Raw genomic sequence first — 26967 nt, 5'->3', positions numbered from 1 at the left:
TTATTTTTGCAAAATGAATATGAGGCTTATCATAGGACTACTGATGTTATCCATCGCCTTATTGTTTTCTTCTGCATCACAGGCACAGGAAAAAACAAATCTCGGTGGATATCTGGTACCTATGTGTGTTTATAACGGTGATACAATACCTGCCTTTCAGATTCCGACCATCCACATATTCAAGCCTTTAAAATTCAGGAATAAGAAGGAGCAGATGGAATATTACAAATTAGTGAGAAACGTAAAAAAGGTATATCCCATTGCCAGAGAAATTAACCAGACTATCATTGAAACTTACGAATACTTACAAACTTTACCTAATGAAAAAGCCCGGCAACGCCATATTAAACGAGTAGAAAAAGGGTTGAAGGAACAATATACTCCACGAATGAAAAAACTCTCTTTTGCACAAGGCAAGCTGTTGATAAAGTTGGTAGACCGCCAAAGTCATCAGAGTTCTTATGAACTGGTAAAAGCATTCATGGGGCCTTTTAAAGCAGGCTTCTATCAGACATTTGCCGCTCTTTTCGGAGCCAGTTTAAAAAAACAATATGACCCCGAAGGAGAAGATAAGCTGACTGAACGCGTGATAGTATTAGTGGAAAGCGGACAATTGTAAATCCGCTGCTTAATAACCAAGCAATTAATAGCTTCGAAACCAACTATAAATTGTTTATCAACAGCCTACCAATATCCTATTTCAACTTCTTAAATAAGTCCCAGATAACAATTCCCGCTGTTACCGACACGTTCAAAGAATGCTTTGTGCCATATTGGGGAATCTCAATGCAACCATCCGAATGGTCAATAACCTCCTGCTGCACTCCTTTTACTTCATTTCCCATAACTACAGCATATTTCTTCGAACGGTCCAGTGTTAACTCATCCAACATGATACTCCCTTCCGCCTGTTCGACAGAGTATACCACATATCCTTCACTCCGGAGGTTATCAACCGTTTCAACTGCGTTATTAACATACTTCCAATCCACTGTAAACTCGGCTCCCAAAGCTGTCTTATGCATCTCGGGATGGGGAGGAGTAGCCGTAATTCCACACAGATAAATACATTCAATCCGGAAAGCATCTGCCGTACGAAACACAGAACCGATATTATGCAAGCTCCGTATATCATCCAACACTACAACTAAAGGCAATTTATCAGCTTCTTTAAACTCTTCTATACTTATCCGGTTCAGCTCGGTTATTTTCAATTTTCGCATGATGATGTCGTTTCTGTTAGTATGTTGCAAAAGTAATTCTTTTCTTGTTAACATAGGTGTTGATAACGGTTTAAAACCTGTCAAAAGAATCAGCATATATTTTGAAAACTAATTCTTGCATTATTCAAATGAAGGTATAAGAGCAACGGGATATGAACAATACAAAAAAGTTAGCTTCAACTTTCCAAGCATACTTCAACAGATTTTTCAGTACTAATTAGCCTGTTTATATCCATAAAGTTTTTAACTTTGCACTTTATCAACAAGGTGTTAATGAAGTTAGCAATATAGCTTATTATCAATAAATAGACACGTTCATAAACTGATTATAAACTTAGATAAGTAACTAATAACTTATCTGGCAAGAAAAAGCCGGTTTATTTGCTAACACTATTAACAGGCTATAATCACTAACAAAGGATTTCTTTTTAAAAGAAGAGAAAAAATAAGAATATAATGAATCGAGAAGAATGGGTGAATAAGGGATTCGTTGACGAGCCCGTAGACAAAAGCATTGATCTGAAAGCAGCCATCAATGAACTGAAAAAAGAAAAGAATGCAGTAATCTTGGGACACTATTACCAGAAAGGCGAAATACAGGATATTGCCGACTACATTGGCGACAGTCTGGCTCTGGCTCAAATCGCGGCTAAAACCGATGCGGATATTCTTGTGATGTGTGGAGTTCATTTCATGGGTGAAACTGCAAAAGTGCTTTGTCCGGAAAAGAAGGTATTAGTACCCGATTTGAATGCGGGATGTTCATTGGCAGACAGTTGTCCCGCAGATAAGTTTGCTGCCTTTGTGAAGGAACATCCGGGATATACGGTGATTTCGTACGTAAATACAACGGCAGCAGTCAAAGCAGTGACGGATGTGGTGGTTACTTCGACTAACGCAAAACAGATTGTGGAAAGTTTCCCGAAAGATGAAAAAATTATTTTCGGACCGGACCGTAATCTGGGGAATTATATAAACTCGATCACAGGACGTGAAATGCTGTTATGGGACGGAGCTTGTCATGTGCATGAACAATTCTCGGTGGAGAAAATAGTGGAGTTAAAAGCTCAATATCCCGATGCCGTAGTACTGGCACATCCTGAGTGTAAAAGTGTAGTATTGAAACTGGCCGATGTAGTGGGGTCTACGGCTGCCTTATTAAAATATGCAGTGAACAGTGACAAGCAACGGTTTATTGTAGCTACCGAAGCAGGCATCATACATGAAATGCAAAAGAAGTGCCCGCAAAAAACATTCATTCCTGCCCCTCCTAACGATAGTACCTGCGGATGCAATGAATGTAACTTCATGCGGCTGAACACGCTGGAAAAGCTCTATAATTGCCTTAAATATGAATTCCCTGAAGTAACTGTTGACCCGGAAGTTGCTAAAGAAGCAGTGAAACCGATTAAACGAATGTTGGAAATTTCAGAGAAACTGGGTTTATAAACAGGCTGTGAATAAATAGTTAACTTTACGGTTAATAATTGATAGATCTATGATATGAAAGAGTTGTATTATACTTATATATAAAGGTATAATACGGCTCTTTGTTATTAACAGAGATAGTTGAAATCTCTGTTAATAATAGAATATAGATAATTTGATAGAGCAGGTTCATTCAATCGGAAGCTATTCTTTAAAGAAGGGATGAAAAAGTTGGTAAAGAATGATAGAGAAGTAATGGTATTAAAAGAACTAAAGTTAGAATTATAACGCAAAAACATGGGGATGTTTTATATGAAAAGATCCCCATGTTATATATCAAAACATCCGGATGTTATACCTAATAACATCCGGATGTTTTGATAATGGAGATTTAAAGTTTTGGACTGGATAAAGTGCAAAAAGAGTTCGTTATATACACTCTGTTGTGTTATACTATAATCTCTCTTAGCAGGAGATATAAAAATAGAATCCTCCGGAGGAAAATTACATTCCTCCGGAGGATTCATTTATCTATCCGTTTTTATCAATCAGATGGAGCGGAGAAATTCGCATAATTTGTTTACGGCTAAAGCACGATGACTGATTTTATTTTTTATTTCATTTCCCAGTTCTGCAAAAGTCCGGTCATATCCTTCGGGGATGAATACAGGATCATATCCAAAGCCTGAATTACCTCTTTTTTCCTTGATTATTTCGCCTTTTATCACTCCTTCAAAAAGATACTCTTTTCCGTCCAGAATAAGCGAAATGGCAGTACGAAACTGTGCTCTGCGGTTTTCTTTTCCTTCCAGCTCCTGCATGAGTTTCAATATGTTGGCTTCTGCATTATGTCCTTCTCCTCCGGCAAAGCGAGCCGAATATACACCGGGAGCCCCTCCCAATGCTTCAACTTCCAATCCGGTGTCATCACCAAAACAGTCCAATCCATAGTTTTGGTAAATAAAGGATGATTTCAGATACGCATTACCTTCCAGAGTGTCCGCTGTTTCGGGAATATCTGTATGGCAGTTTATATCATCAAGGCTGAGCAGTTCAACTTTATCTGCTAATATGGATGATACTTCTTCCAGTTTATGTGCATTATTAGTGGCAAAAACAAGTTTACGTTTCATTGTCTGTTATTTATTTTAGATTTTAATCGATTTGACTTAACCGATTGAGAATAATTAGTGAGGTTCTTGAGAAACAGAGATAACAAGTTAGCAATGGTTCGATTTTCAGCGATTTGCGGTGCTATACTGTCAAATAACTCTTTCTGGATACAAAAGTATAACAATTCTCTGAATGTACAAATATTGACTTCTTAATTTAGGTTATTCAATTCTTCATAGATATCTGCTGATGTGTAAGCCTAACAATAAATGTGATACCTTTGTGTTGGAATTTTAGATGTATATTTTATGAAATTAGCAGAATTAATTATAATTAGAGAGTACTTGCCGGCAGATAAGGATGCAGTGATGAATTTAATCAGACTGAATATTCCTGATTTTTTTGCAGCGGAGGAAGAATCTGATTTAAGTAAGTATTTGGAGAAAGAAATAGAATTTTATTACGTTTTACTTGTAGATGGACAGATAGTAGGTTGTGGTGGGATAAATTTTGCTGAAAACAGAACTATTGGGAAAATAAGTTGGGATATTATACACCCTACATTTCAAGGAAAAAAGTTAGGGACGAAACTGCTAAAACATAGAATTTCGGTATTGAAAACTATTGATAGTGTTCAAAAAATAACCGTCAGAACTTCGCAATTGACCTATAGATTTTATGAAAAACATGGATTTGTTTTGAATGAAATCAAAAAAGATTATTGGTCTGAAGGATTCGATATGTACAGTATGGAATTTAAAGGGAGGTTTAAATAATGGACTTTTGGTCTGTTTTCTATTTAAAGATTTTCGTAAAATGCGAATTCATTTGAGTATGTGCCTCTTGTGATAAGGTTTCGTGTTTATTCATTTTGCAACTCCTTTTAGGTTACAAAATAGTGTATAATGACTTATTGATAGCTATAAAAAATGTGTAATATATTGATTACAACATATTTGGCAGGAAATACTGTGCTGTTTGGCTTTAATGTGGCTTTTCTTTGGCCCTCAATCAAATAAAAATAGAGCGTAACGAATATAGTTTCAAACTTCTTCGCTACGCTCTATTTTCATCTGTTTTTTCGCTCTGGATTTATTTTATTTTCAGGCGGTCGAATCCTTCGCCGTATACACCGATTACTGAGCTTTGTGAAATGAAAGCATTCGGATCGATATCCTTCACCAGGCGGAAGATGTCGAGAGACTGGCGTTTATAGGCAAGCACGACTAATACTTTTACATTGTTTTGGCTATACCAGCCTAATCCGTCAAGCACGGTTACCCCCCGATGGGTTTCTTTCGTTATGCGGTCGGCAATCTTTGCATAATCTTTCGAAAAGATAAAGAATTGTACAGACTGTCGGGCGCTGTTAACCACGTAGTCCAGCACAAAACCAATGATGAACAAGGTAACAAAACCGAATATCACTCTGCGCCAGTCATTGAAGATGAAGTAGCATGAACTGATAATGATGATATCACAAAACATAATCATTCGTCCAAGAGTGACATCCTTGTATTTATTAACAATGGCTGCAATGATATCAGTACCGCCTGTGCTGCCGTTATTATTGAATACCACCCCTAATCCGAGTCCACACATGATGGCACCGATAATACAGGCCATGAAGTCTTGACCTTCTCCTACCAACTGAAGCGGAGCTCCTTTATCGTCCACAATAACCAGTTGGAAGAACCATAAGAAGAAAGTGAGCATAAAGATGGCATATGTCGTCTTTATACTGAACTTCGGACCAAGTATCTTAATGGCAAATGTCATCAGCACAGCATTGATGATGAAATAAGACCATTGGATAGGAAAGCCTGTTGCATAATAGATGATGGCACCGATACCGGTTGTTCCACCTGTAGTAATCTGATAAGGAATAAGAAAGGCTGTCCAGCCTAACGCATAACTTATCAGTCCGAGAGTGATAAAGATATAATCTCTCAACTCTCGCATTACATCGGATTTTGTGGGTTTGCTTATCATTTTGTGTGTAGGTATTAAATAACAACGTTAACAATCTTCTTCGGAACTACAATAACTTTTTTCGGTGTTTTACCTTCTGTCCATTTCAACGAGCGTTCGTCAGCAAGTACGGTGGCTTGAATTACATCGCTGGCGGCATCTGCAGGAAACTCCATATTGAAACGGGCTTTGCCATTGAAAGAAATCGTGTAATTAACCGTATCTTCTACCAGGTATTGTTCATTAAATGCCGGCCATTGTGCATCACATACGGAAGTGGTGTTTCCTAATGTATTCCATAATTCTTCGCAAACATGGGGAGCGAAGGGAGCGAGGACCACAACGAGCTGCTCCAATATTTCTTTTTTGCTGCATTTCAAACTTGAGAGTTCGTTGACACAGATCATGAAAGCACTTACCGAAGTATTGTAGGAGAACTGTTCAATATCACCGGTTACTTTCTTAATGAGCTTATGAAGTGCCTTTAGTTCGTCTTTGGTAGCCGGTTCGTCTTTTACCAGATACTCGCCGTTTCTGTCATAGAATAGCGACCAGAATTTTTTAATGAAACGATGTACGCCATCTATTCCGTTCGTGTCCCAGGGTTTGGATTGTTCAACCGGTCCGAGGAACATTTCGTACATACGAAGTGTATCGGCGCCATATTTCTCGACAATCATATCCGGATTAACTACATTGAACATAGATTTACTCATCTTTTCAACAGCCCATCCACAGATATATTTACCGTCTTCCAGGATGAATTCGGCAGTTTCGTATTCGGGTCTCCATGCTTTGAAAGCTTCCAGATCGAGAATATCGTTAGATACAATATTTACGTCGACATGAATAGGAGTTACCTCATATTGATCCTTCAGGTTCAGAGATACGAAAGTATTGGTATCTTTGATACGATAAACAAAGTTGCTTCGTCCCTGTATCATTCCTTGATTGACCAGTTTCTGGAAAGGTTCTTCAGCTACAGATATGCCTAAATCATGCAGGAATTTATTCCAGAAACGTGAGTAAATCAAGTGTCCGGTAGCATGTTCCGTACCGCCCACATACAGGTCTACATTTCTCCAGTATTGATCTACGGCAGGAGCAACGAGTGCTTCGTGATTACGTGGATCCATATAACGCAAATAATAGGCAGAAGAACCTGCAAAGCCTGGCATTGTATTCAGTTCCAATGGGAAAATGGTTACATTGTCGATTTTGTCATTGTCTGTCACACACTTGTTGACAGTATCCCATGCCCATTTGGTAGCATGTCCCAATGGGGGCTCACCTGTTTCTGTAGGAAGGAATTTAGCTACTTCCGGCAACTCTAACGGGAGACAACTTTCATCGATCATGTAAGGCATTCCGTCTTTATAGTAAACCGGAAATGGTTCGCCCCAATAACGCTGACGCGAGAAAATGGCGTCACGTAAACGGAAATTTACTTTTACACGTCCCAATCCGGTTTCTTTGATATATTCTTTAGTTTTAGCAATGGCTTCTTTTACAGTTAAGCCATTCAGTACGAGGCCCCCTTCAGGAGTTCCCGGACGGGGAGAATTCATCATGATGCCTTCTTTGGCATCGAAGCTTTCTTCACTGACATCGCAACCTTCAATCAACGGGCGAATTTCCAGATTGAAATGTTTGGCAAAAGCATAGTCACGGCTGTCGTGTGCAGGTACAGCCATGATGGCACCAGTACCGTAACCTGCCAGTACATAATCACTGATCCATACCGGTATAGGTTCATTGGTTAATGGATTAATGGCATAACTTCCGGAGAATACGCCACTAACACTACGATCGGCGATGCGTTCGCGTTCGGTACGTTTTTTGGTACGTTCCAGATAAGCGTCTACTTCTGCCTTTTGTGCAGGGGTCGTTAATTGGGATACCAATTCACTTTCCGGGGCAAGCACCATGAAAGTAACTCCGAATACAGTGTCGGCACGAGTCGTAAAGATGGTAAATTCAAGATCGGAATCTTTCACTTTGAAATTCATTTCAGCACCTTCACTACGTCCAATCCAGTTACGTTGGGTTTCTTTCAGTGAGTCAGTCCATTCTACGGTTTCAAGTCCGTCAAGTAAACGCTGCGCATAAGCAGATACACGCAGACACCACTGGCGCATCACTTTTTGAATGACCGGATAACCGCCTCTTTCAGAAACACCGTCAACCACTTCGTCATTGGCAAGTACGGTACCCAAAGCCGGACACCAGTTTACCATCGTATTGCCTAAATAGGCTATACGGTAGTTCATTAAAATTTCCTGTTGTTCTTTTTCACTCTTAGCTTTCCATTCGTCGGCTGTGAAATTCATTTCTTCACCACAGGCTATATTCATGTTTTTCGTTCCATTGGCTTCGAAGGCTTCGATCAACTTTTCGATGGGACGTGCCTGTTTTTCATCATTACAGTAATAGCTGTTGAACATTTTTATAAATGCCCATTGAGTCCAGTGATAATATTCGGGATCACAAGTACGTATTTCACGGTTCCAGTCGAATGAAAATCCTATCTTATCCAACTGTTCACGATAACGGTTGATGTTATTGATGGTAGTAATTGCAGGGTGTTGTCCGGTCTGGATAGCATATTGTTCGGCTGGCAGTCCGTAAGCATCATAACCCATCGGATTCAGGACATTAAATCCTTGCAGGCGTTTATAACGTGCATAGATGTCCGAAGCAATATATCCGAGCGGATGACCTACGTGTAATCCGGCTCCCGAAGGGTAAGGGAACATATTGAGTACATAGAATTTTTGTTTGGATGCATCTTCATTTACTTGGTAGGTATGGTGGTCTACCCATATTTTCTGCCATTTCTTTTCGATCTCCCTGAAATTATATTCCATAGCGATAACCTTTTGTTTATAGTGATTTATAATATATACTTTAATATGAGGGAGCAAATTTACATGATTATTTTCAGATAACCACGAAGATAGCTAAAAAACAAAATAGGTATGAAAGGGAAGGATCAGAAAATAAAAATCTTATATTTGTTGATAATTTAAATTTTAGTGTTTATATTTGTAATCATTGATTAGACATATGATTACTCAAAAGATAAAAATGATGACATTCATTCAATAGGTTTGAGCACGAAGATGTGCTGAAAGGATAACGATCGGGATATAATCTTTATGGAATATATCCCGATTTTTTTATTTTTCGGCCAATATGATCACCGGATTCTCATCATTTTCTTGTATTTCATACGAGATCAGATATTTTCCGTTATCAGACATGGATTTAGGTATGAATGAGTGTTTTTCCGGTATGGCGAATGAATATTGCGGATAGGGGAGTCGGATATTACCGGATTTCTTTTCTTTTAGATCATAGTAGAGCAGATAATTTTGTTTATTGGCTGTTGCCGAAAAGAAGAGTTTATTATCCCATTTTCCGATAAGAGTCAATATCGCCGCATTATCAAAAACACTTTTTCTGGGATCTGTCAGTGTGTATCGTGCATCTTCCGCTACTTTATATTTTCCTAATTCAATATGCCATTGCGAGACGGGTTGATATTGATTATCAATGGAAAAAATAATCTCTCTTTGAAGAAAGTGTGACCATCTGTGTGGAATGAATTACATTCATTTGGAAGGGAAATTATTGGAATTTGTGGAGTAAGGACATAAAAAAAGGAGCAACGCCTTGCTCCAACCTTTGTTAACCTTAAATCTAATACTATGAAAAACACATTGCAAATGTACGGCTTTTCATGGGAATAGCAAATAATCCAAGAATAAAAGCATGTTTTATAACACGTTTTAAGAAAAAAGTGCGGTTTATTAAATGTTTTAGGATCTTTAATTACTATTTTTTGTGGTGAATCGGATTGAAACGATGTTTATCGTGATTCCCGATGAGACATGGAGTAGGGACATAAAAAAAGGAGCAACGCCTTGCTCCAACCTTTGTTAACCTTAAATCTAATACTATGAAAAACACATTGCAAATGTACGGCTTTCCACGAAAACTGCAAATAATTCTGGTGAAAAACGGTATATTATAATATATTTTAATGGAATTAATAAAGTTATTAATAAATATACCTCCTTTTGAAAGGTTTATTTAGAAATTGGTGTAACCGATTTTATTGGCGGGATAATTGGTAAGGTTAGTAAATATACATCTTTTTAGGTATGGTAAAACTATCTGTTAAGGTAGGTAGATTAGTAGGAAACCCTTATCTTTGCCTTGTTATTTATGAACTTAAAAAAGAAGACTATCCGTGAGCAATGATATTGAATTAACCCCGATGATGAAACAATTCCTTGACCTGAAGGCTAAGCATCCGGATGCAGTGATGCTGTTCCGGTGTGGGGACTTCTATGAAACTTATTCTACCGATGCGATTATTGCGGCTGAAATATTAGGAATTACTCTCACGAAACGCGCCAATGGGAAAGGAAAAACCATTGAAATGGCAGGTTTTCCTCATCATGCATTAGATACTTATTTGCCGAAGCTGATCCGTGCCGGTAAGCGGGTGGCTATATGTGATCAGCTTGAAGATCCCAAAACAACGAAAAAGTTGGTGAAGCGTGGCATTACGGAGTTGGTCACTCCCGGTGTTTCTATCAATGATAACGTTTTAAATTATAAAGAAAACAACTTTCTGGCTGCTGTTCATTTCGGAAAATCCGCTTGTGGAATAGCATTTCTGGATATTTCTACCGGAGAGTTTTTGACAGCAGAAGGACCTTTTGACTATGTAGATAAGCTGCTGAATAATTTTGCCCCAAAAGAGGTTCTTTTTGAACGTGGAAAACGTGGAATGTTCGAAGGAAACTTTGGAAGTAAATTTTTTACTTTTGAACTGGATGACTGGGTATTTACCGAATCCAGTTCCCGGGAGAAGTTACTGAAACATTTTGAGACGAAAAATCTGAAAGGATTTGGAGTCGAGCATCTTAAAAACGGTATTGTTGCTTCCGGAGCTATTCTGCAATATCTGGACATGACGGAGCATACTCAGGTGGGGCATATCACTTCATTAGCCCGTATTGAAGAGGACAAGTATGTACGTCTTGATAAATTTACAGTGCGCAGCCTGGAGTTGATCGGTAGCATGAATGATGGTGGAAGTAGCCTTCTCAATGTAATCGATAAAACTATCAGCCCTATGGGAGCGCGTCTGCTGAAGCGTTGGATGGTATTTCCGTTAAAAGACGAGAAGCCTATTAACGATCGATTAAATGTAGTAGAATACTTTTTTCGTAAACCGGATTTCAGGGAGTTGATCGAAGACGAGTTGCATCGGATCGGAGATTTGGAACGTATCATTTCGAAAGTGGCCGTCGGGCGGGTTTCTCCACGTGAGGTAGTACAGTTAAAAGTTGCTTTACAAGCAATTGAACCTATTAAAGAGGCTTGCCGGCAAGCTGATAACCCCAGTTTGAATCGTATTGGAGAGCAGTTAAATCTTTGTATTTCTATTCGCGACCGCATTGAGAAGGAAATTAATAATGATCCTCCTTTGTTGATAAATAAGGGAGGAGTCATTAAAGACGGAGTGAATCCGGAACTGGATGAATTACGTCAGATAGCTTATTCGGGTAAAGATTATTTGCTTCAGATACAGCAGCGTGAAAGCGAACTGACAGGAATACCAAGTTTGAAGATTGCCTATAACAGTGTTTTCGGATACTATATTGAAGTGCGGAATGTACATAAAGATAAAGTGCCGCAAGAGTGGATACGCAAGCAGACATTGGTAAATGCAGAGCGCTACATTACTCAGGAATTGAAAGAATATGAAGAAAAGATCCTGGGTGCAGAAGATAAGATATTGGTATTGGAGACCCGCTTGTATACAGAATTGGTGCAAGCGCTGAGTGAGTTTATTCCTGCCATTCAGATCAATGCTAACCAAATAGCACGCATTGACTGTTTGCTGTCATTTGCCAATGTAGCTAAAGAGAATAATTATATCCGTCCGGTTATTGAAGACAGTGATGTGCTGGATATTCGTCAAGGGCGTCATCCGGTAATTGAAAAGCAATTGCCGATTGGAGAGAAATACATAGCTAATGATGTGATGCTGGATAATGCAACGCAGCAGATTATCATTATTACGGGTCCGAATATGGCCGGTAAGTCGGCTTTATTAAGACAAACTGCATTGATCACCCTGCTTGCACAGATTGGTTCATTCGTTCCGGCCGAGAGTGCTCATATCGGATTGGTGGATAAGATATTCACACGTGTCGGTGCCAGTGACAATATCTCTGTAGGAGAATCTACTTTTATGGTCGAGATGAATGAAGCATCTGATATTTTGAATAATGTATCTTCCCGGAGTCTCATTTTGTTTGATGAATTGGGACGTGGTACTTCTACTTATGACGGAATATCTATAGCTTGGGCCATTGTGGAGTATATTCATGAGCACCCGAAGGCAAAAGCACGTACACTTTTTGCTACCCACTACCATGAACTGAACGAGATGGAGAAATCCTTTAAGCGCATAAAGAATTATAATGTATCGGTTAAGGAAGTGGATAACAAAGTTATTTTCCTCCGGAAACTTGAAAGGGGGGGAAGTGAGCACTCTTTCGGTATCCATGTGGCCAAGATGGCCGGTATGCCTAAAAGTATTGTGAAACGTGCCAATGAAATTCTGAAGCAGCTCGAATCTGACAACCGCCAGCAGGGAATTTCAGGTAAACCGCTGGCAGAAGTCAGTGAGAATCGTGGAGGTATGCAGTTGAGTTTCTTTCAGCTTGATGACCCGGTCTTATGTCAGATCCGGGATGAGATACTTAATCTGGATGTGAATAATCTGACTCCGATTGAAGCATTAAACAAACTGAACGATATCAAAAAAATAGTCAGGGGCAAATAATTATTTAAGAAATTCTTCCACCTTTTTATAAAATAGAGATAAGTGGTGTCCGTCAATAAACCCATGATGAATGGTCATAGCGATGGGCATCACTAATACACCACCTCTTATGACGGCTTTACCTGCATTCATCAACGGGTAATTACTACCGTGACGATGTTCCTGCGTACAGGTCAGTGAGGTAAAATATAAATCGGGAGTGGCGCTGAGCAGCACTACATCCAGTAGATCATTACCTCCTGTCTTTTCTGCTTCATAAGGGTCTTTATCCGGATCTATTCTGTTAATGATGGCTTTGGCTTCTGTATGGAAAGTTTTAAAATCAGGATGCCAGGGAAGTCGTACAGTAAAAAAACGCCCGTTATCTGCCACTTTAATGGGAGTCAGCATATCCACTGTATCGAAATAGACTACCTGTCCTTCAGAATCGATGCGGAACCGGAATTCTTTAATTTCATTGACAGCACGCAACACGGCATAAAGATAGTGCAGGAAGAAGGATTCTCCGGCAGCTTTGGCATGGGTTTTGGCACCCGAACATTCTACTTCTGAAGTAATAGAAATAGTAGGATTCTGGAAACCAAGGAAAAACTCGTAATTTTCTTTTCTCTCCCAGGTTTTAATATCAATAATATGTTTCATTTTGCACTCTTTTTCTTTCCATAGAAAAACATAAAGTAAACACCGATGATTACGAACGGAATACTTAACCATTGTCCCATATTCAGTGCCATACCATTTTCAAAGTCCACCTGATTTTCTTTCAGGAATTCAACGAAGAAACGGAAGGTAAAGATGGCTGTCAGGCAAAGTCCAAAGAAGAATCCCCGGTGTAGTTTCTTGCTGTAGTTCTTATAAAGGAACATCATAATCAGGAATAAGATAAAATAGGCTATTGCTTCGTAAAGCTGTGCCGGATGGCGGGGTTGCATGTCTACCCGTTCGAAAACGAATGCCCAGGATACATCTGTTACCTTACCGATAATTTCAGAGTTCATTAAGTTGGCAAGGCGAATGAAACAAGCTGTGATAGGAGTGGCTACTGCAATCATGTCTACCACATCCATATAATTCATCTTTGTTTTACGGCAGTAAAGCCAAAGGGCAATAATCAGTCCGAGCGTACCTCCGTGGCTGGCCAGTCCTTCATATCCCGTGAACTTCCATCCGCCTCCGGGAAGAAATTTGACCGGAAGTATCATTTCCCAGAAATGATTCAGGTAATATGCCGGATCGTAGAACAGGCAATGTCCTAATCGTGCTCCGATGAGGATGCCGAAGAAACAATAAAAGAAAAGCGGTTCGAACTTCTTTTCGTCTATCTTCTTATCACGGTACTGATAGTGGACTACCACATAAGCAAAGAATATTCCGATAGCCCACAGTAGTCCGTAATAACGGATTGAGATGCCGAAAAGATTGAATAATTCCGGATTCGGATTCCAATTGATAGATAAAAGAAGGTTGTTCATAATTATTTCTTTATAGTTTGATGAATTTTTTAGCAACTTCCCGATAGGTAGGTACATCAATGTCCTGTTCTTCAGCTGCTGTTATCATATCGAAAAGCAGACCCTGTACCTCTGATTCGTGTCCGCGTGCTATGTCTTTTTGCATGGATGCCGTGCTCTCAGGAGCCAGCTTATCGATAACTTTCAGATTGTATGTGACTATATCTTCTTTAAATTCGATTCCAAGTTTCTTTCCCAGGGCTGCACTTTCGGTAGAGAGTCCAATGAAAGTGTCGCGTACCTTACCCGGTTTCTGCACTTCTCCCATCGGAACATTATAATAGGCTCCGGTGACTGCCATAGCCGAGATGAAAGACCATTTAATGAAGGTATCACGATTAATATCAGGAGAGATTTCAACTTTAATGCCGCTCTCCTGTAAGTCTCTCTGTACGGCTTCCATCATTCCCACAGGAACGACGGTTCCGCGGTGTGCACCATATACCAGACGGAAAATAGTTCCCATCTGAGTGATTTCGCCCGGTCCGGAAACAAACCCTACGATGTAGATACATCCGTCCAGTACAGTGATTCCCGGTACCAGACGTTGTATGCGCGGCCCGGTACCGTATACGTTTAATATAGGAATTACAATTGTATTTTCATGGGAAGCCTGTTTGATAAGTTCTGTGATGGAGTCTACGGAATATCCTTTAACACATACAAATATCACGTCAGCTTTTCCGTTATATTCTTCTGCCGTGCAAGCGTCTATCCGTAATGTATGTTCACCTTTTAAGTCCGATTTCAGTTTAAGTCCGTCCTGTTGTATCGCTTGCAGATGTGCTCCGCGAGCAATGCAGGTAACGTTTTTACCGGCAAGTGACAGAAAGCCGGCGATACTCCCGCCTACGCCTCCGGTTCCTGCGATAAGATAACGAAGTCTGTTAGTACTTTCCATGTTCATGATATTTTCTTGTGTTGCTTGTTAGGCATAATATACGGGCGCAAAGATAATGATTTGCTTGAAGATAGTGTTAGAAAGCGGGGAGTTTTCGTTTTGAGGGGAGGAGAAAAAAAGAGCTGACCATTTGATCAGCTCCTCAGTCTATAATTGAAAATAGATGTCTTATACATTGAAACGGAAGTGCATGATGTCTCCATCCTGTACTACGTATTCTTTTCCTTCTACGCCCAACTTTCCGGCTTCTTTAACAGCAGCCTCCGAGCCATATTGCAAGAAGTCTTCATATTTGATTACTTCTGCGCGGATAAATCCTTTCTCAAAATCGGTATGGATTACTCCGGCGCACTGTGGGGCTTTCCAACCTTTTTCGTAAGTCCAGGCACGTACTTCCTGTACGCCGGCAGTGAAATAAGTTTCAAGGTTCAGCAGTTTGTAGGCCGATTTAATAAGGCGTGCTACGCCCGATTCTTCCAAACCGATCTCGGCGAGGAACATTTGGCGGTCTTCGTAAGTTTCCAGTTCGGCGATGTCAGCCTCTGTTTTTCCGGCTACCACGAGGATTTCGGCATCTTCGTCCTTAACGGCTTCACGTACCATGTCCACATATTTGTTTCCGTTGACTGCACTCGCTTCGTCTACATTGCAAACATACATTACAGGTTTGCTGGTGAGCAGAAACAATTCTTTTGCTATTTTTTGTTCGTCTTTCGTTTCAAAAGTTACTGTACGTGCCGATTTGCCCTGTTCCAGCGCATCCTTGAATTGCACAAGTACGTCATAAGCTTGCTTGGCAGCTTTATCACCTCCCGTTTGGGCTTGTTTCTGCACTTTCTGTATGCGGCTCTCGATGGTTTCCAGGTCTTTTAGCTGCAACTCGTAATCGATGATTTCTTTATCCCGTACCGGATTCACACTTCCGTCCACATGAGTTACATTATCGTCGTCAAAGCAACGGAGTACATGGATGATGGCATCGGTTTCACGAATGTTAGCCAAAAATTTGTTTCCCAGTCCTTCGCCCTTACTGGCACCTTTCACAAGTCCGGCGATATCTACGATTTCTACCGTTGTAGGAACAATACGGTTGGGATGTACCAATTCGGCCAGTTTATTTAAACGCTCGTCAGGTACAGTAATTACACCCACGTTCGGTTCGATCGTACAAAAAGGGAAGTTTGCCGCCTGTGCTTTCGCGTTGGACAAACAATTGAAAAGTGTTGACTTACCTACGTTGGGTAGTCCGACAATACCACATTGCAATGCCATAATATTATAATCTTTTTTATATTATCAATCAGTTGTGTATTTCTATCAAATGGAAGAGTAACCCTATAAAGTTGAAAAAGAGTAATTACTCTAATAATATTCCGTTTTGGGGTGCAAAGATAATCAATTTTAGGCTAATGCAGTCATCTGCTTTCCCTTTTTGTCCAAAATGGGATTGCCTTTTACTACCTGGATCACAGACAATGAGAGAGAATTTATGTCACTGTGCCGTTCTGAAAGAAATTTCATAGGGTTTTATGCCATCTCCTTCCGGAGTGCGGAAAGAAAGCCCTAAAAGAGTGATTCCATACTCTTTTCCGGGTAACAATTCTACTCCGATAATCACAGTACGGTTGTCATTGGCGTAGTTGACGTTTAAAATCTTGGGCATTGCATCCATTCCGAGGTGACCATAATTGATAGAGTATCCGCGGCCCACCAAAGGACGGTCGAAGTGGATAGTAATAGTTTTGATGTCGCTCCGAACGGTTGTATCGCCGTTGGTAAATTCGTCGATCGAAACTACTTTGGGACGGATAGAATCATAGTTTGCGGTATATTGGGCAAAGCCTGTGTAAGCTTCTGCCAGCCGTGGCATATAGCTGTTGAGAGTCGGGTATGTCGTGCGGTCAGAGGCATACTTCTCGAGTTCATCGACCAGCTTGCTTATCCAGACAAAGCCACGTGTTTTTTGTATGACGGTTTCTTTGGTGATTTCGACAGCCGGGAAGTTATGGTCTTTCATGTATTTTATGACTGCCGCACGTACCATTGCTTCAGTGAGGACAATAGACCATTGTCCATAGGCTTGGCGCGCCATTTGTTCGCCAACCGCAGCATAAATCTGTTCGCCGCTTGTGCGGAACATTTCCGGATCGAAGCTTACGAACGAATGGTTGAATTCGTGGATTAAAATTGGTAAGATTAATTCAGATGGATAAACAACCATTCCTACGGAATCGGTAACCCATGCTCCCATGATTGAAAAGACATTATGTACGTTTTCCTTGTCAGTGACACTCGGTCCATAATTTCCCGAACCGTTGCCCATTGAAAGTATAATGTGAAACCGGTCGTTGGACTTCTGCCCATAGAAGTCATTATACCATTGGATATCTATGTTTTTGTAAATAGGCATAAAACGATTTACAGCCTCTTTATATAAGTTTTCGTTTGAGTGATAAAAGGCATCGAAACGACTGTCTTTGACAAACTTCTTTAGCAGTTTGATGAATGGCCCTACTTGATTCCTATTCCAACGAGAGTCCAGTGAACCATAATCTTCGGGCAGATTGAACTGGTCGTCGAGATTGACAGCCATACTCATCACTGCATCGTATGAAACACCGTCAGTCTTGACCAACGAGCGTACGAATAGTATAAGTTCGTGGTTTTTATATGGAGAAAAATGCGATTCGATGCGGTCTGTGTAGAGTTTGAAATCGTTTTTGCTATACTCCGGATTACCCGTTAAACGGAAAACAATGCTAAGTAGTTCGACTCTCTTATCTACTGTCGGCCGGATGAGCATACTGTCAGTTTGTGCCTTTACCTGTTGTGCTGCACAGATTAGCAGCGTAAACATAATGAGGGTGATCTTTCTCATATTGAAATAAGTGTTTGGAGGTTATGATATTGACAAAGGTAATTAAATAGGAATTAATACAACCACTTATCTATGCTTTTTTGATATTGAGTGTATAAAGGAAGCTATTATTTTTTCAAACAGTGTCGTTATTGTATTATATTTGCCCAAGTAATTCACAAACACTTAATAGCATGAAAAAGTATTTATCATTTATTCTCCTGTTCGTTGCCTTCACCTTACAGGCACAGGAGACGTACAAAACAGTAAAAGACATTTCGTATATTCCTGCGGGGGAAACGGATGGTTACCGTAAGGAACGCTGTAAACTTGATGTCTATTATCCGGTTGGGAAAAAAGACTTTCCGACGATTGTCTGGTTTCATGGCGGAGGATTGGAAGGGGGAGGAAAACACATTCCTGAGATGTTTATGAATCAAGGATTTGCAGTAGTCGCTGTCAATTACAGGCTTAGTCCTAAAGCTAAAAACCCTGCTTATACCGATGATGCAGCCGCTGCCGTTGCCTGGACCTGTAAACATATAGAAGAATATGGAGGTAGTCCCAAACGTGTTTTTGTTACCGGACATTCGGCCGGAGGTTATTTGACTTTAATGGTCGGATTAGATAAATCATATCTTCGGAAATATGGAGTAGATGCTGACAGCATAGCTGCGTATCTTCCTATCAGCGGGCAGACTGTTACACATTTCACCATACGTAAAGAACGCGCGCTGCCCGAAGGTATTCCGGTGATAGACCGGTATGCGCCTTGCAACAAAGCCCGTAAGAATACACCTCCTTTTATATTGATTACCGGTGACCGGAATTTGGAAATGGCAGACCGTTACGAAGAAAATGCTTTGCTGGCTTCAGTACTGAAGAATATTGGTAATCAGAAAGTATCACTTTACGAATTGCAGGGCTTTGATCACGGGCAGGTATATACTCCGGGTTGTTGTCTGGTGGCGAATTATATTCGTCGTTTTACTGTGTCCGGAATGTAACCGGCGGTTCGTTTGGATTCTTTAGAAAGATATTTCTCCCTCATTCGTAGTACGAATTTACCATACTTATGGTATTGAGAATGAACCAAATCTACACTACTTTTGTCCTATTACTAATAAACAGATATTTAATAATAGATAGATATGGGAAAGATAGCAAAGAAGCTGACAGATTTAGTCGGTAACACTCCGTTACTGGAGTTGAGTAATTATAACGCAAGTAAAGGGCTCAAAGCACGTGTAGTGGCAAAGCTGGAATATTTCAATCCGGCCGGAAGTGTGAAAGACCGTATTTCTCTGGCTATGATTGAAGATGCCGAAGTGAAGGGGACGTTGAGGCCAGGATCTGTTATTATAGAGCCAACCAGTGGAAATACCGGAGTCGGTTTGGCATTTGTGGCTGCTTCCAAAGGCTATAAGCTGATCTTGACCATGCCCGACACGATGAGTATGGAACGCAGGAACCTGCTGAAGGCGTTGGGAGCGGAGCTTGTACTTACTCCGGGAGCAAACGGGATGAAAGGAGCCATTGCCAAGGCTGAGGAACTGCAAGCGGCTACTCCCGGATCTGTCATTCTGCAACAGTTCGAAAATCCGGCTAACCCTGCGGTTCATGTACGTACTACCGGACAGGAGATCTGGAGAGATACCGATGGAAAGGTGGACATCTTTGTGGGCGGAGTAGGAACGGGAGGTACCGTAAGTGGAGTAGGGGCTGCTTTGAAGGAGCATAATCCTACTGTACGAATTGTGGCTGTAGAGCCTACCGATTCACCGGTATTATCGGGTGGTGCTCCCGGTCCGCACAAGATACAGGGTATTGGAGCAGGATTTATACCCAAAACCTATAATGCTGCTGTGGTAGACGAGATTAAACAGGTAGGAAACGATGATGCTATCCGTACCAGTCGTGAACTGGCGGCTAAAGAGGGGCTTTTGGTCGGAATCTCTTCCGGGGCGGCAGTATATGCAGCTACCGAGTTAGCCAGACTTCCGGAGAATGAAGGAAAATTGATTGTTGTATTATTGCCGGATACAGGCGAACGCTATCTGTCGACAATCTTGTATGCGTTCGAGGAGTATCCGCTCTGATGCATTGTTCACCACAGATTACACAGATTTGCACAGATTAATGATTCGTCTTACTAACTATCGGATCAAAATTCTGAGCGAATCCGTGTAATCTGTGGTGAATTTATTTCGTATGCGGCACCGCATACTCTTTTGCCGTAACGTTTTCAATCGGTATCTCCCAGATTTTTACATTTCTCACTGCCGGATCTGAGTATACAAATTCCCGGCTGCTATAATGGCGCATCAATATATTGAGCGCTTCACGTTTTTCTTCCAGGTCTTCGATAAAGTTTACGCGTCCTCTGCAAATCACACTTTTGGCCCGCATCCGATAACTGCATGCCACCTTGGGGTGCTGGAATACCAATTCGTGGTCTACACTGAAAGTGATGCAGACACGGTTGTTTTTTGCCAGCATATCGATGCTGCTGCCTGTGGGGCCGGAATGCAGATAGATCACTCCATCCTGATAGCCGAAGTTCATGGGGATCACATAAGGGTTGCCTTCCAGGTCGGTGATACCGACAAAGCAAATATCGCAACGGGAGATAATTTCTTCTACCTGCTCTTTGTTTTCAATGATTACTGTCTTCATAACTATATTCTCTTGATAGGAATACAAAGATGGAAATTTATTTTAATAACTTTGCCTTCCGGGAATATAGAAATACAGTTTTTGAAATGAATTAACCCTGATAGTTATGAAGAAACACATTTTTACCACTCTTTTTTGTTTACTGGAAGCCTGCCTGTTGTTCGGCGGAAATAATCTTTCGCTTTGGTACCGGCAGCCTGCTGCCAACTGGAATGAAGCTCTTCCTTTGGGAAATGGATATTTGGGTGCGATGGTATTCGGAGATGCCGGGAGAGAACATTTGCAACTGAATGAAAGCACACTATATAGCGGTGAACCTTTTTCCGGTGTTGGCGTACCTTCTATCGGAAGTGTATACAATGAAGTGCTTGCCTTGTTGAACCATGGCGATTATGCAGGTGCCCACCGATTGATAACCCGGAACTGGCAAGGCAGGCTTTCGCAGAGCTATCAACCTCTGGCCGACCTTTTTCTAAGCTTTGATGTTCAGGGAAAGGTGGAAAACTATGTGCGTGAACTGAATCTGCAAGATGCCGTACATACTATTCGCTATCAGGCAGGAGGCATCCGCTATACCCGTGAATACTTTATATCCAATCCGGACCGGGTAATGGTGATTCGTATCTCTGCTTCACGTCGGTCGCCCGTAAATGTAGCGGTGAGCTATACATCGGAGCATCCGACAGCGAAAGTGGATGGTACGGGTGAAGAGTTGATTCTTTCGGGACAGGCTCCGGGTTGTGTAGAGCGGCGGACGCTGGACTTCCTCGAAAAGAACGGATTGACAGATCGCCATCCGGAACTTTTCGATAGTCACGGACGCCGAAAGACCGACAAACAAGTGCTGTATGCCGATGAGGTTGGCGGCAAAGGGATGTTTTTCCAAAGCCGGGTGAAGGTACTGAAAGGAAATGCCACCTTGCAAGACAATCAGTTGAAAGTGAGCGGAGAGGGTGAAATAATTCTTTTGGTTGCTGCTGCCACCAGCTATAATGGCTTTGATAGAAGTCCTTCACAGGACGGCAGTGATTATCAGGCCAAGTTGGATACGATTCTTTCCGTTGCCGGGCAGCTGCCTTATGAAGATCTGAAGAAACGTCACTTGGCGGACTATCAACGGCTGTTCGGTCGTGTGGCGTTGACTTTGAAATCGGAGAAAGACTATTCTGGTCTGCCTACCGACCGCCGTATTATCGGATTCAGGGACAATCCGGACAATGCTCTGGCAGCACTTTTGTTTCAGTATGGGCGTTATCTGCTGATAGCATCTTCACGTGAAGGCGGACAACCCGCCAATCTGCAAGGTATATGGAATAAGGATGTGGTTCCGGCATGGAGCAGCAGTTATACCATTAATATCAATACTGAGATGAATTACTGGCCGGCCGAAACCACCGGACTGCCTGAGTGCAGTGAACCGCTTTTCCGACTGATTCGGGAACTTGCGGTCAATGGTTCCGCTACAGCTACAAAGATGTATAACCTTCCCGGCTGGACTTCCCATCATATCACCTCTATCTGGCGTGAGTCGGGACCGGCAGACGGTGAACCTACCTGGTTTATGTGGAATATGAGTGCCGGCTGGCTTTGCCGGCATTTGTGGGATCATTACCTGTTTTCGGGGGATAAGAAGTTTCTCCGTGAGACCGCCTATCCGCTGATGCGCGATGCCGCACGGTTTTATAACGCCTGGCTGGTGGAAAAAGACGGGATGTGGCAAACTCCGTTGGGAGTTTCACCCGAGAATCAGTTTCTGACTCCGGAAAAGAAAACTTCGGCCGTAGCTCCGGCTCCGGCGATGGATATGGCCATTATTCGTGAACTCTTCAGCAATACGGCCGAAGCAGCCGCGATTTTAGCTGCCGATTCTATTCTTCCTCCTGCCGATACTCTCTTGCTGCACGTAATGGGAGCAAAGCAACTGGTGCCTTACCGTATCGGAAAGCGGGGGCAGATTATGGAGTGGAGTGAAGACTTTGATGAAGTAGAACCGCACCACCGCCATTTGTCACACTTGTATGGATTCCATCCGGGATGTGAAATAACACCGGGCAAGACACCCGAACTTGTCAGTGCAGTCCGCCGTACGCTCGAATTGCGTGGAGATGAAGCTACGGGCTGGAGTATGGGATGGAAGATCAACATGTGGGCCCGTATGCACGATGGAAATCACGCTTACCGTATTATACGGAATTTATTCACCCCCACCGACTTTGGGCCGGAAGTAAATCGGCATGGGGGATTATATAAGAATTTGTTCGATGCACATCCCCCTTTCCAGATCGACGGTAACTTTGGGTATACTGCCGGTGTGGCGGAAATGTTGTTGCAGAGCCATGACGGTGTGATAGACGTTCTGCCGGCATTACCCGATGTATGGGCAGAAGGAAAGGTTACGGGGCTGCGTGCCCGCGGCGGTTTCATTATAGATATTACATGGAGTAAATCAGGTAAAACTGTGGTAAAGGTATTTTCCGAACAGGGAAATGCCTGCCGTTTGAAGATCGGGCGGAAGGTGAAGGAAGTTGTAATTCCGGCAGGTCAGAGTCAGGTCTTTACGGTTAAGCGGTGGTCCGGCATGGGGCAATGACCGGCTGTCTCTGAAGCGGCGTCATTTCTCTTTTTCACCTTTCAGCAAGAACGTTGATGGATGCTTGGGATAATAATCTTTCCTCTTTTCCGGGACCGGTCGGAAGATAAAAGTCCGTCTTTCCGACTTTCATCTTCCGACCGGGTCTACTTGTTTTTTTACTTTCTGATTTCCGGTTGGATGGGATGTACCGGTGCTTGCAGTAAGTACCTGCGCCTGCCCGATGATGATTCGTTTCCTTGATATAGCTGTTTTCAATCCTCCACTTCAAACTGTTTATATAAATCTTTCAGTTCACGGAGGGTTTTCCGGTAATTCCGTCCTAAAGAACGGTCTATGATCAGCAGGTAAATGGCTATGCCGAGTGGGACAACTACGACGTTCAGTATGCCGGGAGTTATATTCATTGCCATCAGATAGAACACATAGAAGCCTATTGCCGAGAGAAAGGAACACGTATATACGATCCAACCATATTTGGTATTGAATTTGACGTCTTTCTCAACTTCTTTTATCCGGTATTCCAACCATTCCTTTACAGCCATGCCGTTGGTGTATTTCCGCATTCTGTAAGCGGAACGTTCCCAAAGGAAATAGGAAACGGACAATACGGCCAAAGCGGCTATATCCACGTACGCTCTTTCCATGCTTTGCTCTCTTATAAACAGCATTACAATAAGGTAAACAACCACGGCGACCACAACGAGTCGGAAGACGGTTCCGGGATACACTGTCTTGATTGATTTTCTCGCGGATTTGACTACCATCTCGTTCAGTTTGTCTTCGGGATACGGTTTGATATTCTTTTCCACTCCCGCTTTCCAGGTTTCTTTAATGTCATGTGCTTCCATGATGCTTTACTTTTTAAATTGTTTTTGTAATCGGCTTTTCAGCCTGTGAATCTTTACGCCGACGGCGGAGCTGCTCATCCCCACTATTTCTGCTATTTCTTCATAACTATAGTCTTCCATATAAAGCAGCATGATGGACTTGTCTATTTCATTCAGCTTTTGAAGGGCATTGACAAGTCTTTGCCAGTTTTCGTCCTGTTCCTGCTGTTCCCAAGGGTCAACGGTCTCTCCCTCCGGCGGCGAGTCATGAAACTCGATGCGACTATCCTTTCTTATTTTCGAAATAGAGGTATTGATTGCTACCCTATAGATCCACGATGCGGGTTTCTCCTTGTTCTGCAATGCCGGGAAAGATCGCCAGAGCTGATAGACGGTTTCCTGAAAGTTGTCCTCTCTGTCCGCTTCCGATCTGAAATATACCCGGTTTACCTTGTGGATAATCCCCTGATAGGCAGTCAACATCTTCAGAAATTCATTTTTGTTCGACTTCATTTGTTTTAATCTTTACTTTATAGTCGGGCGAACGATGTTATTATTACAAGATTGCTTTATTATAAAAGAATAAGAGGGAAAAGAGTATAAAAAGATTAGGTAAGAAAAGCAATAGACAATAAAACAAGAAGCTGAACTCAAAAAAAAATTTGAGACAGCCTCTTTATCGGTCATTTACCAAAAGCGAATCATTGTACCTGATCCAAAGGTATCTTATAGTAATAAGTTTGATCTGCGCCATTTTCCTCCCGGAGGGCTTTCACATAAAGAGTGGTGTTATCCTTCCAGCAAACGGTTTGCGGGAATATCTTGTCCGACCATAAGCCGAACATGAATTTGAATTCGCCGCCTGAGACCTGAAATACCTTTATAATTCCGGCTCTTTCGCCTTCAAGCTCGGTGCATGCATCCACACAATAACAATTCTGATTCAAAGAGAACAAAGCTTGGGTGCGGAGACCGTATTCTTCCCCGTTCGCTTTAGAGACGTATGAAATTCCTTCCCACTCAAGGCCTTCGTATTCGAATACATAACAATTCATTTCTGCAAGATATCCTTTGTATAGGTATTTGCGATACGCATCGGATTGTTCATAGCAATCGGATAACACTTTTGTGTGCCCATTTTCCAGTGAAACAGAATAGCTCCCTTGATCAGTGGGTAACTGAACCGTGCTGTCCGGCTGTATGTTCTTATAGTTAGCCGATGCAGCTAAAAATTCAGCTTCGTCAATGGGAATGACCCAACGGTCTAAATGATCTTCTTCAGTGCCATATTCAAAGTCCTCGTGCCAATAGGTTATTTCCGGGATCGAGCCATGATCCGATTCCTCTGATGTATTAACCGGCTCCTTCTCCAGCAATATCTTTTGATTGTAAACCCATCCGGCAACTGGAATGACCGGGCTTTGCACATAATATTTTCCCTGTTCGCAGGTAATCAGGGCAACCGTATCGCCCTCGTTTCTAAAAGGTACGGTAGTAGTCTCTTCACTCTTTCTTTTGTAGAGTAACAACAACTGATCTTTGCTTTCCCGGACCGAGCATTCACACACGAAAAACGTCTGAAAGCCCTCTGCTGTAAAAGAAACCATCGAATCCTGAATTTCAAAATCATAACCGACTCCGATGTTGCTGGCATCTTCTTGAATGGTTTCTCCTGAGAGGATATATAAAGAATAGCTCCCAATCCAATGCTGACTGATGGCGTGTTCTGATTGTTCGGTTTCGTTGCCGGGTGATTGAGTCTTCGGAGTGGACGAACGTTTCTCAAAATTTATACAACCGGATAGTAGTATAATGCACAATGTTATTAAGATCCACTTTCTATTCATAAAAACAAATGTGTTTATTCATATTCCTATCTATAAATGTAAAACCGCCTTCCATACTGGTTCCGGCAGAATTACTCTTTCCGCATATCGTTTTCGTAACGGCCTGCTTCGCGCACGGTTCCGTCCTCGTTCAGATATTTAAAAGGGCCATGCTGTTTGTTGGCTTTGTAGGTGAATTCCGACTTTAGCTGGCCGTTGCTATAATAATATTCGCGGCTAATGCCTTCCAACTTGCCATTCAGGTAATTTTTGGAGCTTTCGGGCTTTCCATCAGTGAAATAGCGAATCTCTTCTCCTGTCTTTTCCCCTGCCCGGTAGGTAGTCGAACGTTCGGGGATGCCCGTATCACGGCGATATTCGATCCAGATTCCGTCTTTTTTGCCTTCCTTGTAAGTACCTTTTTTACGGAGATTTCCATTCTTTAGCGTTTCAGAATATTCGCCCGTCAGCAATCCGTTTTTATAGCTGCTGCGACGGGTGAAATCAATACTACCGGACAGATGCTCCACCCAATTTCCATCGGGCTTGCTATCTTTATAATAAGTATCGCGCACGAGGCTTCCTTCCTCATTGTATTTGCGGTCGCATCCGTCCTGGTCTCCCATTTTATAGCAGACCTCCGTTTCGACTTTTCCATTTTGATAGTATGACTTACAGACACCGTGCAACTTTCCTTCCACGAACGTTCCTTCGCCCTGCAGGGTTTTGCCGTCGCCATAATATGTTTTACGATAGCCTTCTCTCCATCCATCCTTGTATGTGCTTTCCTCCGCAAGAACATTCCTCTTGAAATGGCGATACAGCCCGTCGTACATGCCATTCTTGAAAGAAGCCAGGATATATTCCGAATGATAGCCGTCGATGATGCGGTATTCGCCCTGTAACGGTGTTTTTTCCTCGTTCAGTTCCCGGAACAGCAACCGTCCGTCACCATAGTTAATGACGGACACTTCGTTTACTTGAAATACCTTTTCCTGAGCAACACTTGTGAATACCCATGCTCCGAGTAAGAGTAAAAGAATAACTTTTTTCATTGATTTCTTAGTTTATTTTGTGATAATAAATAATTGGAATATCTGCATTCTGCCTTTATCTGCCGTAGCGGATGAAAGTACGTTCGATACAGGGTTGCCCGATCGGTCTTTGTAC

23 protein-coding genes are annotated in these 26967 nt (G+C 41.9%); 8 read left to right on the top strand and 15 right to left on the bottom strand.

Annotation, left to right across the window (positions count from 1 at the left end; all coding sequences use genetic code 11):
- Positions 1-19: 19 nt before the first annotated feature.
- Complete coding sequence (locus tag DBK98_RS03795) at positions 20-619, top strand: DUF4294 domain-containing protein (RefSeq protein WP_022011333.1); 600 nt, start codon at positions 20-22, stop codon at positions 617-619.
- A gap of 76 nt (positions 620-695) precedes the next feature.
- On the opposite strand, the gene DBK98_RS03790 is transcribed toward DBK98_RS03795, so the two are convergent.
- Positions 696-1223 carry an RNA methyltransferase gene (locus tag DBK98_RS03790; RefSeq protein ID WP_005782842.1) on the bottom strand — a complete coding sequence of 176 codons (528 nt, stop codon included), beginning with the start codon at positions 1221-1223 and terminating at the stop codon, positions 696-698.
- A gap of 456 nt (positions 1224-1679) precedes the next feature.
- Here DBK98_RS03790 and nadA point away from each other — a divergent pair, with 456 nt between their 5' ends.
- Positions 1680-2672 (top strand): quinolinate synthase NadA, encoded by a 993-nt coding sequence (gene nadA / locus DBK98_RS03785; RefSeq protein WP_022011334.1) that lies wholly within the window; start codon positions 1680-1682, stop codon positions 2670-2672.
- A 527-nt stretch (positions 2673-3199) separates the two neighbouring features.
- Here nadA and DBK98_RS03780 read toward each other — a convergent pair.
- Entirely contained in the window at positions 3200-3784 is a 585-nt protein-coding gene (locus DBK98_RS03780) for a non-canonical purine NTP diphosphatase (RefSeq protein WP_005782848.1), read from the bottom strand.
- A gap of 288 nt (positions 3785-4072) precedes the next feature.
- Between DBK98_RS03780 and DBK98_RS03775 the strand changes: the two genes are divergently transcribed.
- Positions 4073-4540: a GNAT family N-acetyltransferase gene (locus tag DBK98_RS03775; RefSeq protein ID WP_032531538.1), complete on the top strand. Its 468-nt coding sequence runs from the start codon at positions 4073-4075 to the stop codon at positions 4538-4540.
- A gap of 316 nt (positions 4541-4856) precedes the next feature.
- Here the strand turns inward: DBK98_RS03775 and DBK98_RS03770 are convergent, their stop codons facing one another.
- The 3 genes from DBK98_RS03770 to DBK98_RS23130 form a co-directional block, all read right to left on the bottom strand.
- Positions 4857-5756 carry a YitT family protein gene (locus DBK98_RS03770; RefSeq protein ID WP_005782852.1) on the bottom strand — a complete coding sequence of 300 codons (900 nt, stop codon included), beginning with the start codon at positions 5754-5756 and terminating at the stop codon, positions 4857-4859.
- A 14-nt stretch (positions 5757-5770) separates the two neighbouring features.
- Positions 5771-8602, bottom strand: coding sequence for a leucine--tRNA ligase (gene leuS, locus DBK98_RS03765; RefSeq protein ID WP_032535570.1), 2832 nt, complete (start codon positions 8600-8602; stop codon positions 5771-5773).
- A 312-nt stretch (positions 8603-8914) separates the two neighbouring features.
- Positions 8915-9169, bottom strand: a complete 255-nt coding sequence (locus tag DBK98_RS23130) for a hypothetical protein (protein ID WP_234072666.1) — start codon at positions 9167-9169, stop codon at positions 8915-8917.
- An 821-nt stretch (positions 9170-9990) separates the two neighbouring features.
- On the opposite strand from DBK98_RS23130, the gene mutS reads away from it, so the two are divergent.
- Entirely contained in the window at positions 9991-12606 is a 2616-nt protein-coding gene (mutS, locus tag DBK98_RS03755; RefSeq protein ID WP_204368786.1) for a DNA mismatch repair protein MutS, read from the top strand.
- Here the strand turns inward: mutS and DBK98_RS03750 are convergent, their stop codons facing one another.
- The 5 genes from DBK98_RS03750 to DBK98_RS03730 all read right to left on the bottom strand — a co-directional run bounded on the left by DBK98_RS03750 (position 12607) and on the right by DBK98_RS03730 (position 17896).
- Positions 12607-13248 carry a chloramphenicol acetyltransferase gene (locus DBK98_RS03750; RefSeq protein ID WP_032535566.1) on the bottom strand — a complete coding sequence of 214 codons (642 nt, stop codon included), beginning with the start codon at positions 13246-13248 and terminating at the stop codon, positions 12607-12609.
- On the bottom strand, positions 13245-14078 hold the full coding sequence (gene lgt / locus DBK98_RS03745; protein ID WP_005782862.1) for a prolipoprotein diacylglyceryl transferase: 834 nt from the start codon (positions 14076-14078) through the stop codon (positions 13245-13247). The genes DBK98_RS03750 and lgt overlap by 4 nt, the downstream gene beginning before the upstream one ends.
- A gap of 10 nt (positions 14079-14088) precedes the next feature.
- Positions 14089-15018, bottom strand: a complete 930-nt coding sequence (locus tag DBK98_RS03740; RefSeq protein WP_032535599.1) for a ketopantoate reductase family protein — start codon at positions 15016-15018, stop codon at positions 14089-14091.
- 168 nt (positions 15019-15186) lie between these two features.
- The gene (gene ychF / locus DBK98_RS03735; protein WP_005782865.1) at positions 15187-16290 is read right to left on the bottom strand and encodes a redox-regulated ATPase YchF; all 1104 of its coding nucleotides are present in this window, start codon (positions 16288-16290) and stop codon (positions 15187-15189) included.
- Positions 16291-16510: 220 nt separating this feature from the next.
- Complete coding sequence (locus tag DBK98_RS03730; RefSeq protein ID WP_032535564.1) at positions 16511-17896, bottom strand: DUF4932 domain-containing protein; 1386 nt, start codon at positions 17894-17896, stop codon at positions 16511-16513.
- A 173-nt stretch (positions 17897-18069) separates the two neighbouring features.
- Between DBK98_RS03730 and DBK98_RS03725 the strand changes: the two genes are divergently transcribed.
- Both DBK98_RS03725 and cysK read left to right on the top strand, forming a co-directional pair.
- On the top strand, positions 18070-18882 hold the full coding sequence (locus tag DBK98_RS03725) for an alpha/beta hydrolase (RefSeq protein ID WP_005782868.1): 813 nt from the start codon (positions 18070-18072) through the stop codon (positions 18880-18882).
- A 144-nt stretch (positions 18883-19026) separates the two neighbouring features.
- On the top strand, positions 19027-19974 hold the full coding sequence (cysK, locus tag DBK98_RS03720; protein WP_032535562.1) for a cysteine synthase A: 948 nt from the start codon (positions 19027-19029) through the stop codon (positions 19972-19974).
- Between the two features lie 103 nt (positions 19975-20077).
- Here cysK and DBK98_RS03715 read toward each other — a convergent pair whose 3' ends face one another.
- Complete coding sequence (locus tag DBK98_RS03715; RefSeq protein WP_005782870.1) at positions 20078-20551, bottom strand: pyridoxamine 5'-phosphate oxidase family protein; 474 nt, start codon at positions 20549-20551, stop codon at positions 20078-20080.
- A gap of 106 nt (positions 20552-20657) precedes the next feature.
- Between DBK98_RS03715 and DBK98_RS03710 the strand changes: the two genes are divergently transcribed.
- Together DBK98_RS03710 and DBK98_RS23030 are read left to right on the top strand one after the other, a co-directional pair.
- Positions 20658-23141: a glycoside hydrolase N-terminal domain-containing protein gene (locus DBK98_RS03710; protein WP_032535561.1), complete on the top strand. Its 2484-nt coding sequence runs from the start codon at positions 20658-20660 to the stop codon at positions 23139-23141.
- A 60-nt stretch (positions 23142-23201) separates the two neighbouring features.
- Positions 23202-23384, top strand: a complete 183-nt coding sequence (locus tag DBK98_RS23030) for a hypothetical protein (protein WP_032535560.1) — start codon at positions 23202-23204, stop codon at positions 23382-23384.
- Positions 23385-23395: 11 nt separating this feature from the next.
- On the opposite strand, the gene DBK98_RS03705 is transcribed toward DBK98_RS23030, so the two are convergent.
- The 4 genes from DBK98_RS03705 to DBK98_RS03690 all read right to left on the bottom strand — a co-directional run bounded on the left by DBK98_RS03705 (position 23396) and on the right by DBK98_RS03690 (position 26852).
- Entirely contained in the window at positions 23396-23992 is a 597-nt protein-coding gene (locus tag DBK98_RS03705) for a hypothetical protein (protein ID WP_032535559.1), read from the bottom strand.
- A 6-nt stretch (positions 23993-23998) separates the two neighbouring features.
- A complete protein-coding gene (locus tag DBK98_RS03700) occupies positions 23999-24484 on the bottom strand; it encodes an RNA polymerase sigma factor (protein ID WP_005782877.1) in 486 nt (161 codons plus the stop codon).
- A 188-nt stretch (positions 24485-24672) separates the two neighbouring features.
- Positions 24673-25818: a DUF5991 domain-containing protein gene (locus tag DBK98_RS03695; RefSeq protein ID WP_032535558.1), complete on the bottom strand. Its 1146-nt coding sequence runs from the start codon at positions 25816-25818 to the stop codon at positions 24673-24675.
- Between the two features lie 71 nt (positions 25819-25889).
- Positions 25890-26852 carry a toxin-antitoxin system YwqK family antitoxin gene (locus DBK98_RS03690; RefSeq protein WP_032535556.1) on the bottom strand — a complete coding sequence of 321 codons (963 nt, stop codon included), beginning with the start codon at positions 26850-26852 and terminating at the stop codon, positions 25890-25892.
- Between the last annotated feature and the right edge of the window lie 115 nt (positions 26853-26967).

Origin of the sequence: Bacteroides sp. PHL 2737 (assembly GCF_004115325.2) — a bacterium.
Lineage (GTDB): Bacteria > Bacteroidota > Bacteroidia > Bacteroidales > Bacteroidaceae > Bacteroides > Bacteroides hominis.
This window is presented reverse-complemented; position numbering and strand designations above follow the sequence as displayed.

What these genes read in the sequence shown, in the direction of transcription:
- DBK98_RS03705 (WP_032535559.1), bottom strand. Translation starts at nt 23,992, where the DNA reads ATGGAAGCACATGACATTAAAGAAACCTGGAAAGCGGGAGTGGAAAAG.
- cysK (WP_032535562.1), top strand. Translation starts at nt 19,027, where the DNA reads ATGGGAAAGATAGCAAAGAAGCTGACAGATTTAGTCGGTAACACTCCG.
- DBK98_RS03790 (WP_005782842.1), bottom strand. Translation starts at nt 1,223, where the DNA reads ATGCGAAAATTGAAAATAACCGAGCTGAACCGGATAAGTATAGAAGAG.
- DBK98_RS03750 (WP_032535566.1), bottom strand. Translation starts at nt 13,248, where the DNA reads ATGAAACATATTATTGATATTAAAACCTGGGAGAGAAAAGAAAATTAC.
- DBK98_RS03740 (WP_032535599.1), bottom strand. Translation starts at nt 15,018, where the DNA reads ATGGAAAGTACTAACAGACTTCGTTATCTTATCGCAGGAACCGGAGGC.
- DBK98_RS03710 (WP_032535561.1), top strand. Translation starts at nt 20,658, where the DNA reads ATGAAGAAACACATTTTTACCACTCTTTTTTGTTTACTGGAAGCCTGC.
- DBK98_RS03775 (WP_032531538.1), top strand. Translation starts at nt 4,073, where the DNA reads ATGAAATTAGCAGAATTAATTATAATTAGAGAGTACTTGCCGGCAGAT.
- nadA (WP_022011334.1), top strand. Translation starts at nt 1,680, where the DNA reads ATGAATCGAGAAGAATGGGTGAATAAGGGATTCGTTGACGAGCCCGTA.
- DBK98_RS03690 (WP_032535556.1), bottom strand. Translation starts at nt 26,852, where the DNA reads ATGAAAAAAGTTATTCTTTTACTCTTACTCGGAGCATGGGTATTCACA.
- DBK98_RS23030 (WP_032535560.1), top strand. Translation starts at nt 23,202, where the DNA reads ATGCTTGGGATAATAATCTTTCCTCTTTTCCGGGACCGGTCGGAAGAT.
- DBK98_RS03795 (WP_022011333.1), top strand. Translation starts at nt 20, where the DNA reads ATGAGGCTTATCATAGGACTACTGATGTTATCCATCGCCTTATTGTTT.
- DBK98_RS03725 (WP_005782868.1), top strand. Translation starts at nt 18,070, where the DNA reads ATGAAAAAGTATTTATCATTTATTCTCCTGTTCGTTGCCTTCACCTTA.
- DBK98_RS03695 (WP_032535558.1), bottom strand. Translation starts at nt 25,818, where the DNA reads ATGAATAGAAAGTGGATCTTAATAACATTGTGCATTATACTACTATCC.
- DBK98_RS03780 (WP_005782848.1), bottom strand. Translation starts at nt 3,784, where the DNA reads ATGAAACGTAAACTTGTTTTTGCCACTAATAATGCACATAAACTGGAA.
- DBK98_RS03730 (WP_032535564.1), bottom strand. Translation starts at nt 17,896, where the DNA reads ATGAGAAAGATCACCCTCATTATGTTTACGCTGCTAATCTGTGCAGCA.
- ychF (WP_005782865.1), bottom strand. Translation starts at nt 16,290, where the DNA reads ATGGCATTGCAATGTGGTATTGTCGGACTACCCAACGTAGGTAAGTCA.
- DBK98_RS03700 (WP_005782877.1), bottom strand. Translation starts at nt 24,484, where the DNA reads ATGAAGTCGAACAAAAATGAATTTCTGAAGATGTTGACTGCCTATCAG.
- leuS (WP_032535570.1), bottom strand. Translation starts at nt 8,602, where the DNA reads ATGGAATATAATTTCAGGGAGATCGAAAAGAAATGGCAGAAAATATGG.
- DBK98_RS03715 (WP_005782870.1), bottom strand. Translation starts at nt 20,551, where the DNA reads ATGAAGACAGTAATCATTGAAAACAAAGAGCAGGTAGAAGAAATTATC.
- DBK98_RS03770 (WP_005782852.1), bottom strand. Translation starts at nt 5,756, where the DNA reads ATGATAAGCAAACCCACAAAATCCGATGTAATGCGAGAGTTGAGAGAT.
- lgt (WP_005782862.1), bottom strand. Translation starts at nt 14,078, where the DNA reads ATGAACAACCTTCTTTTATCTATCAATTGGAATCCGAATCCGGAATTA.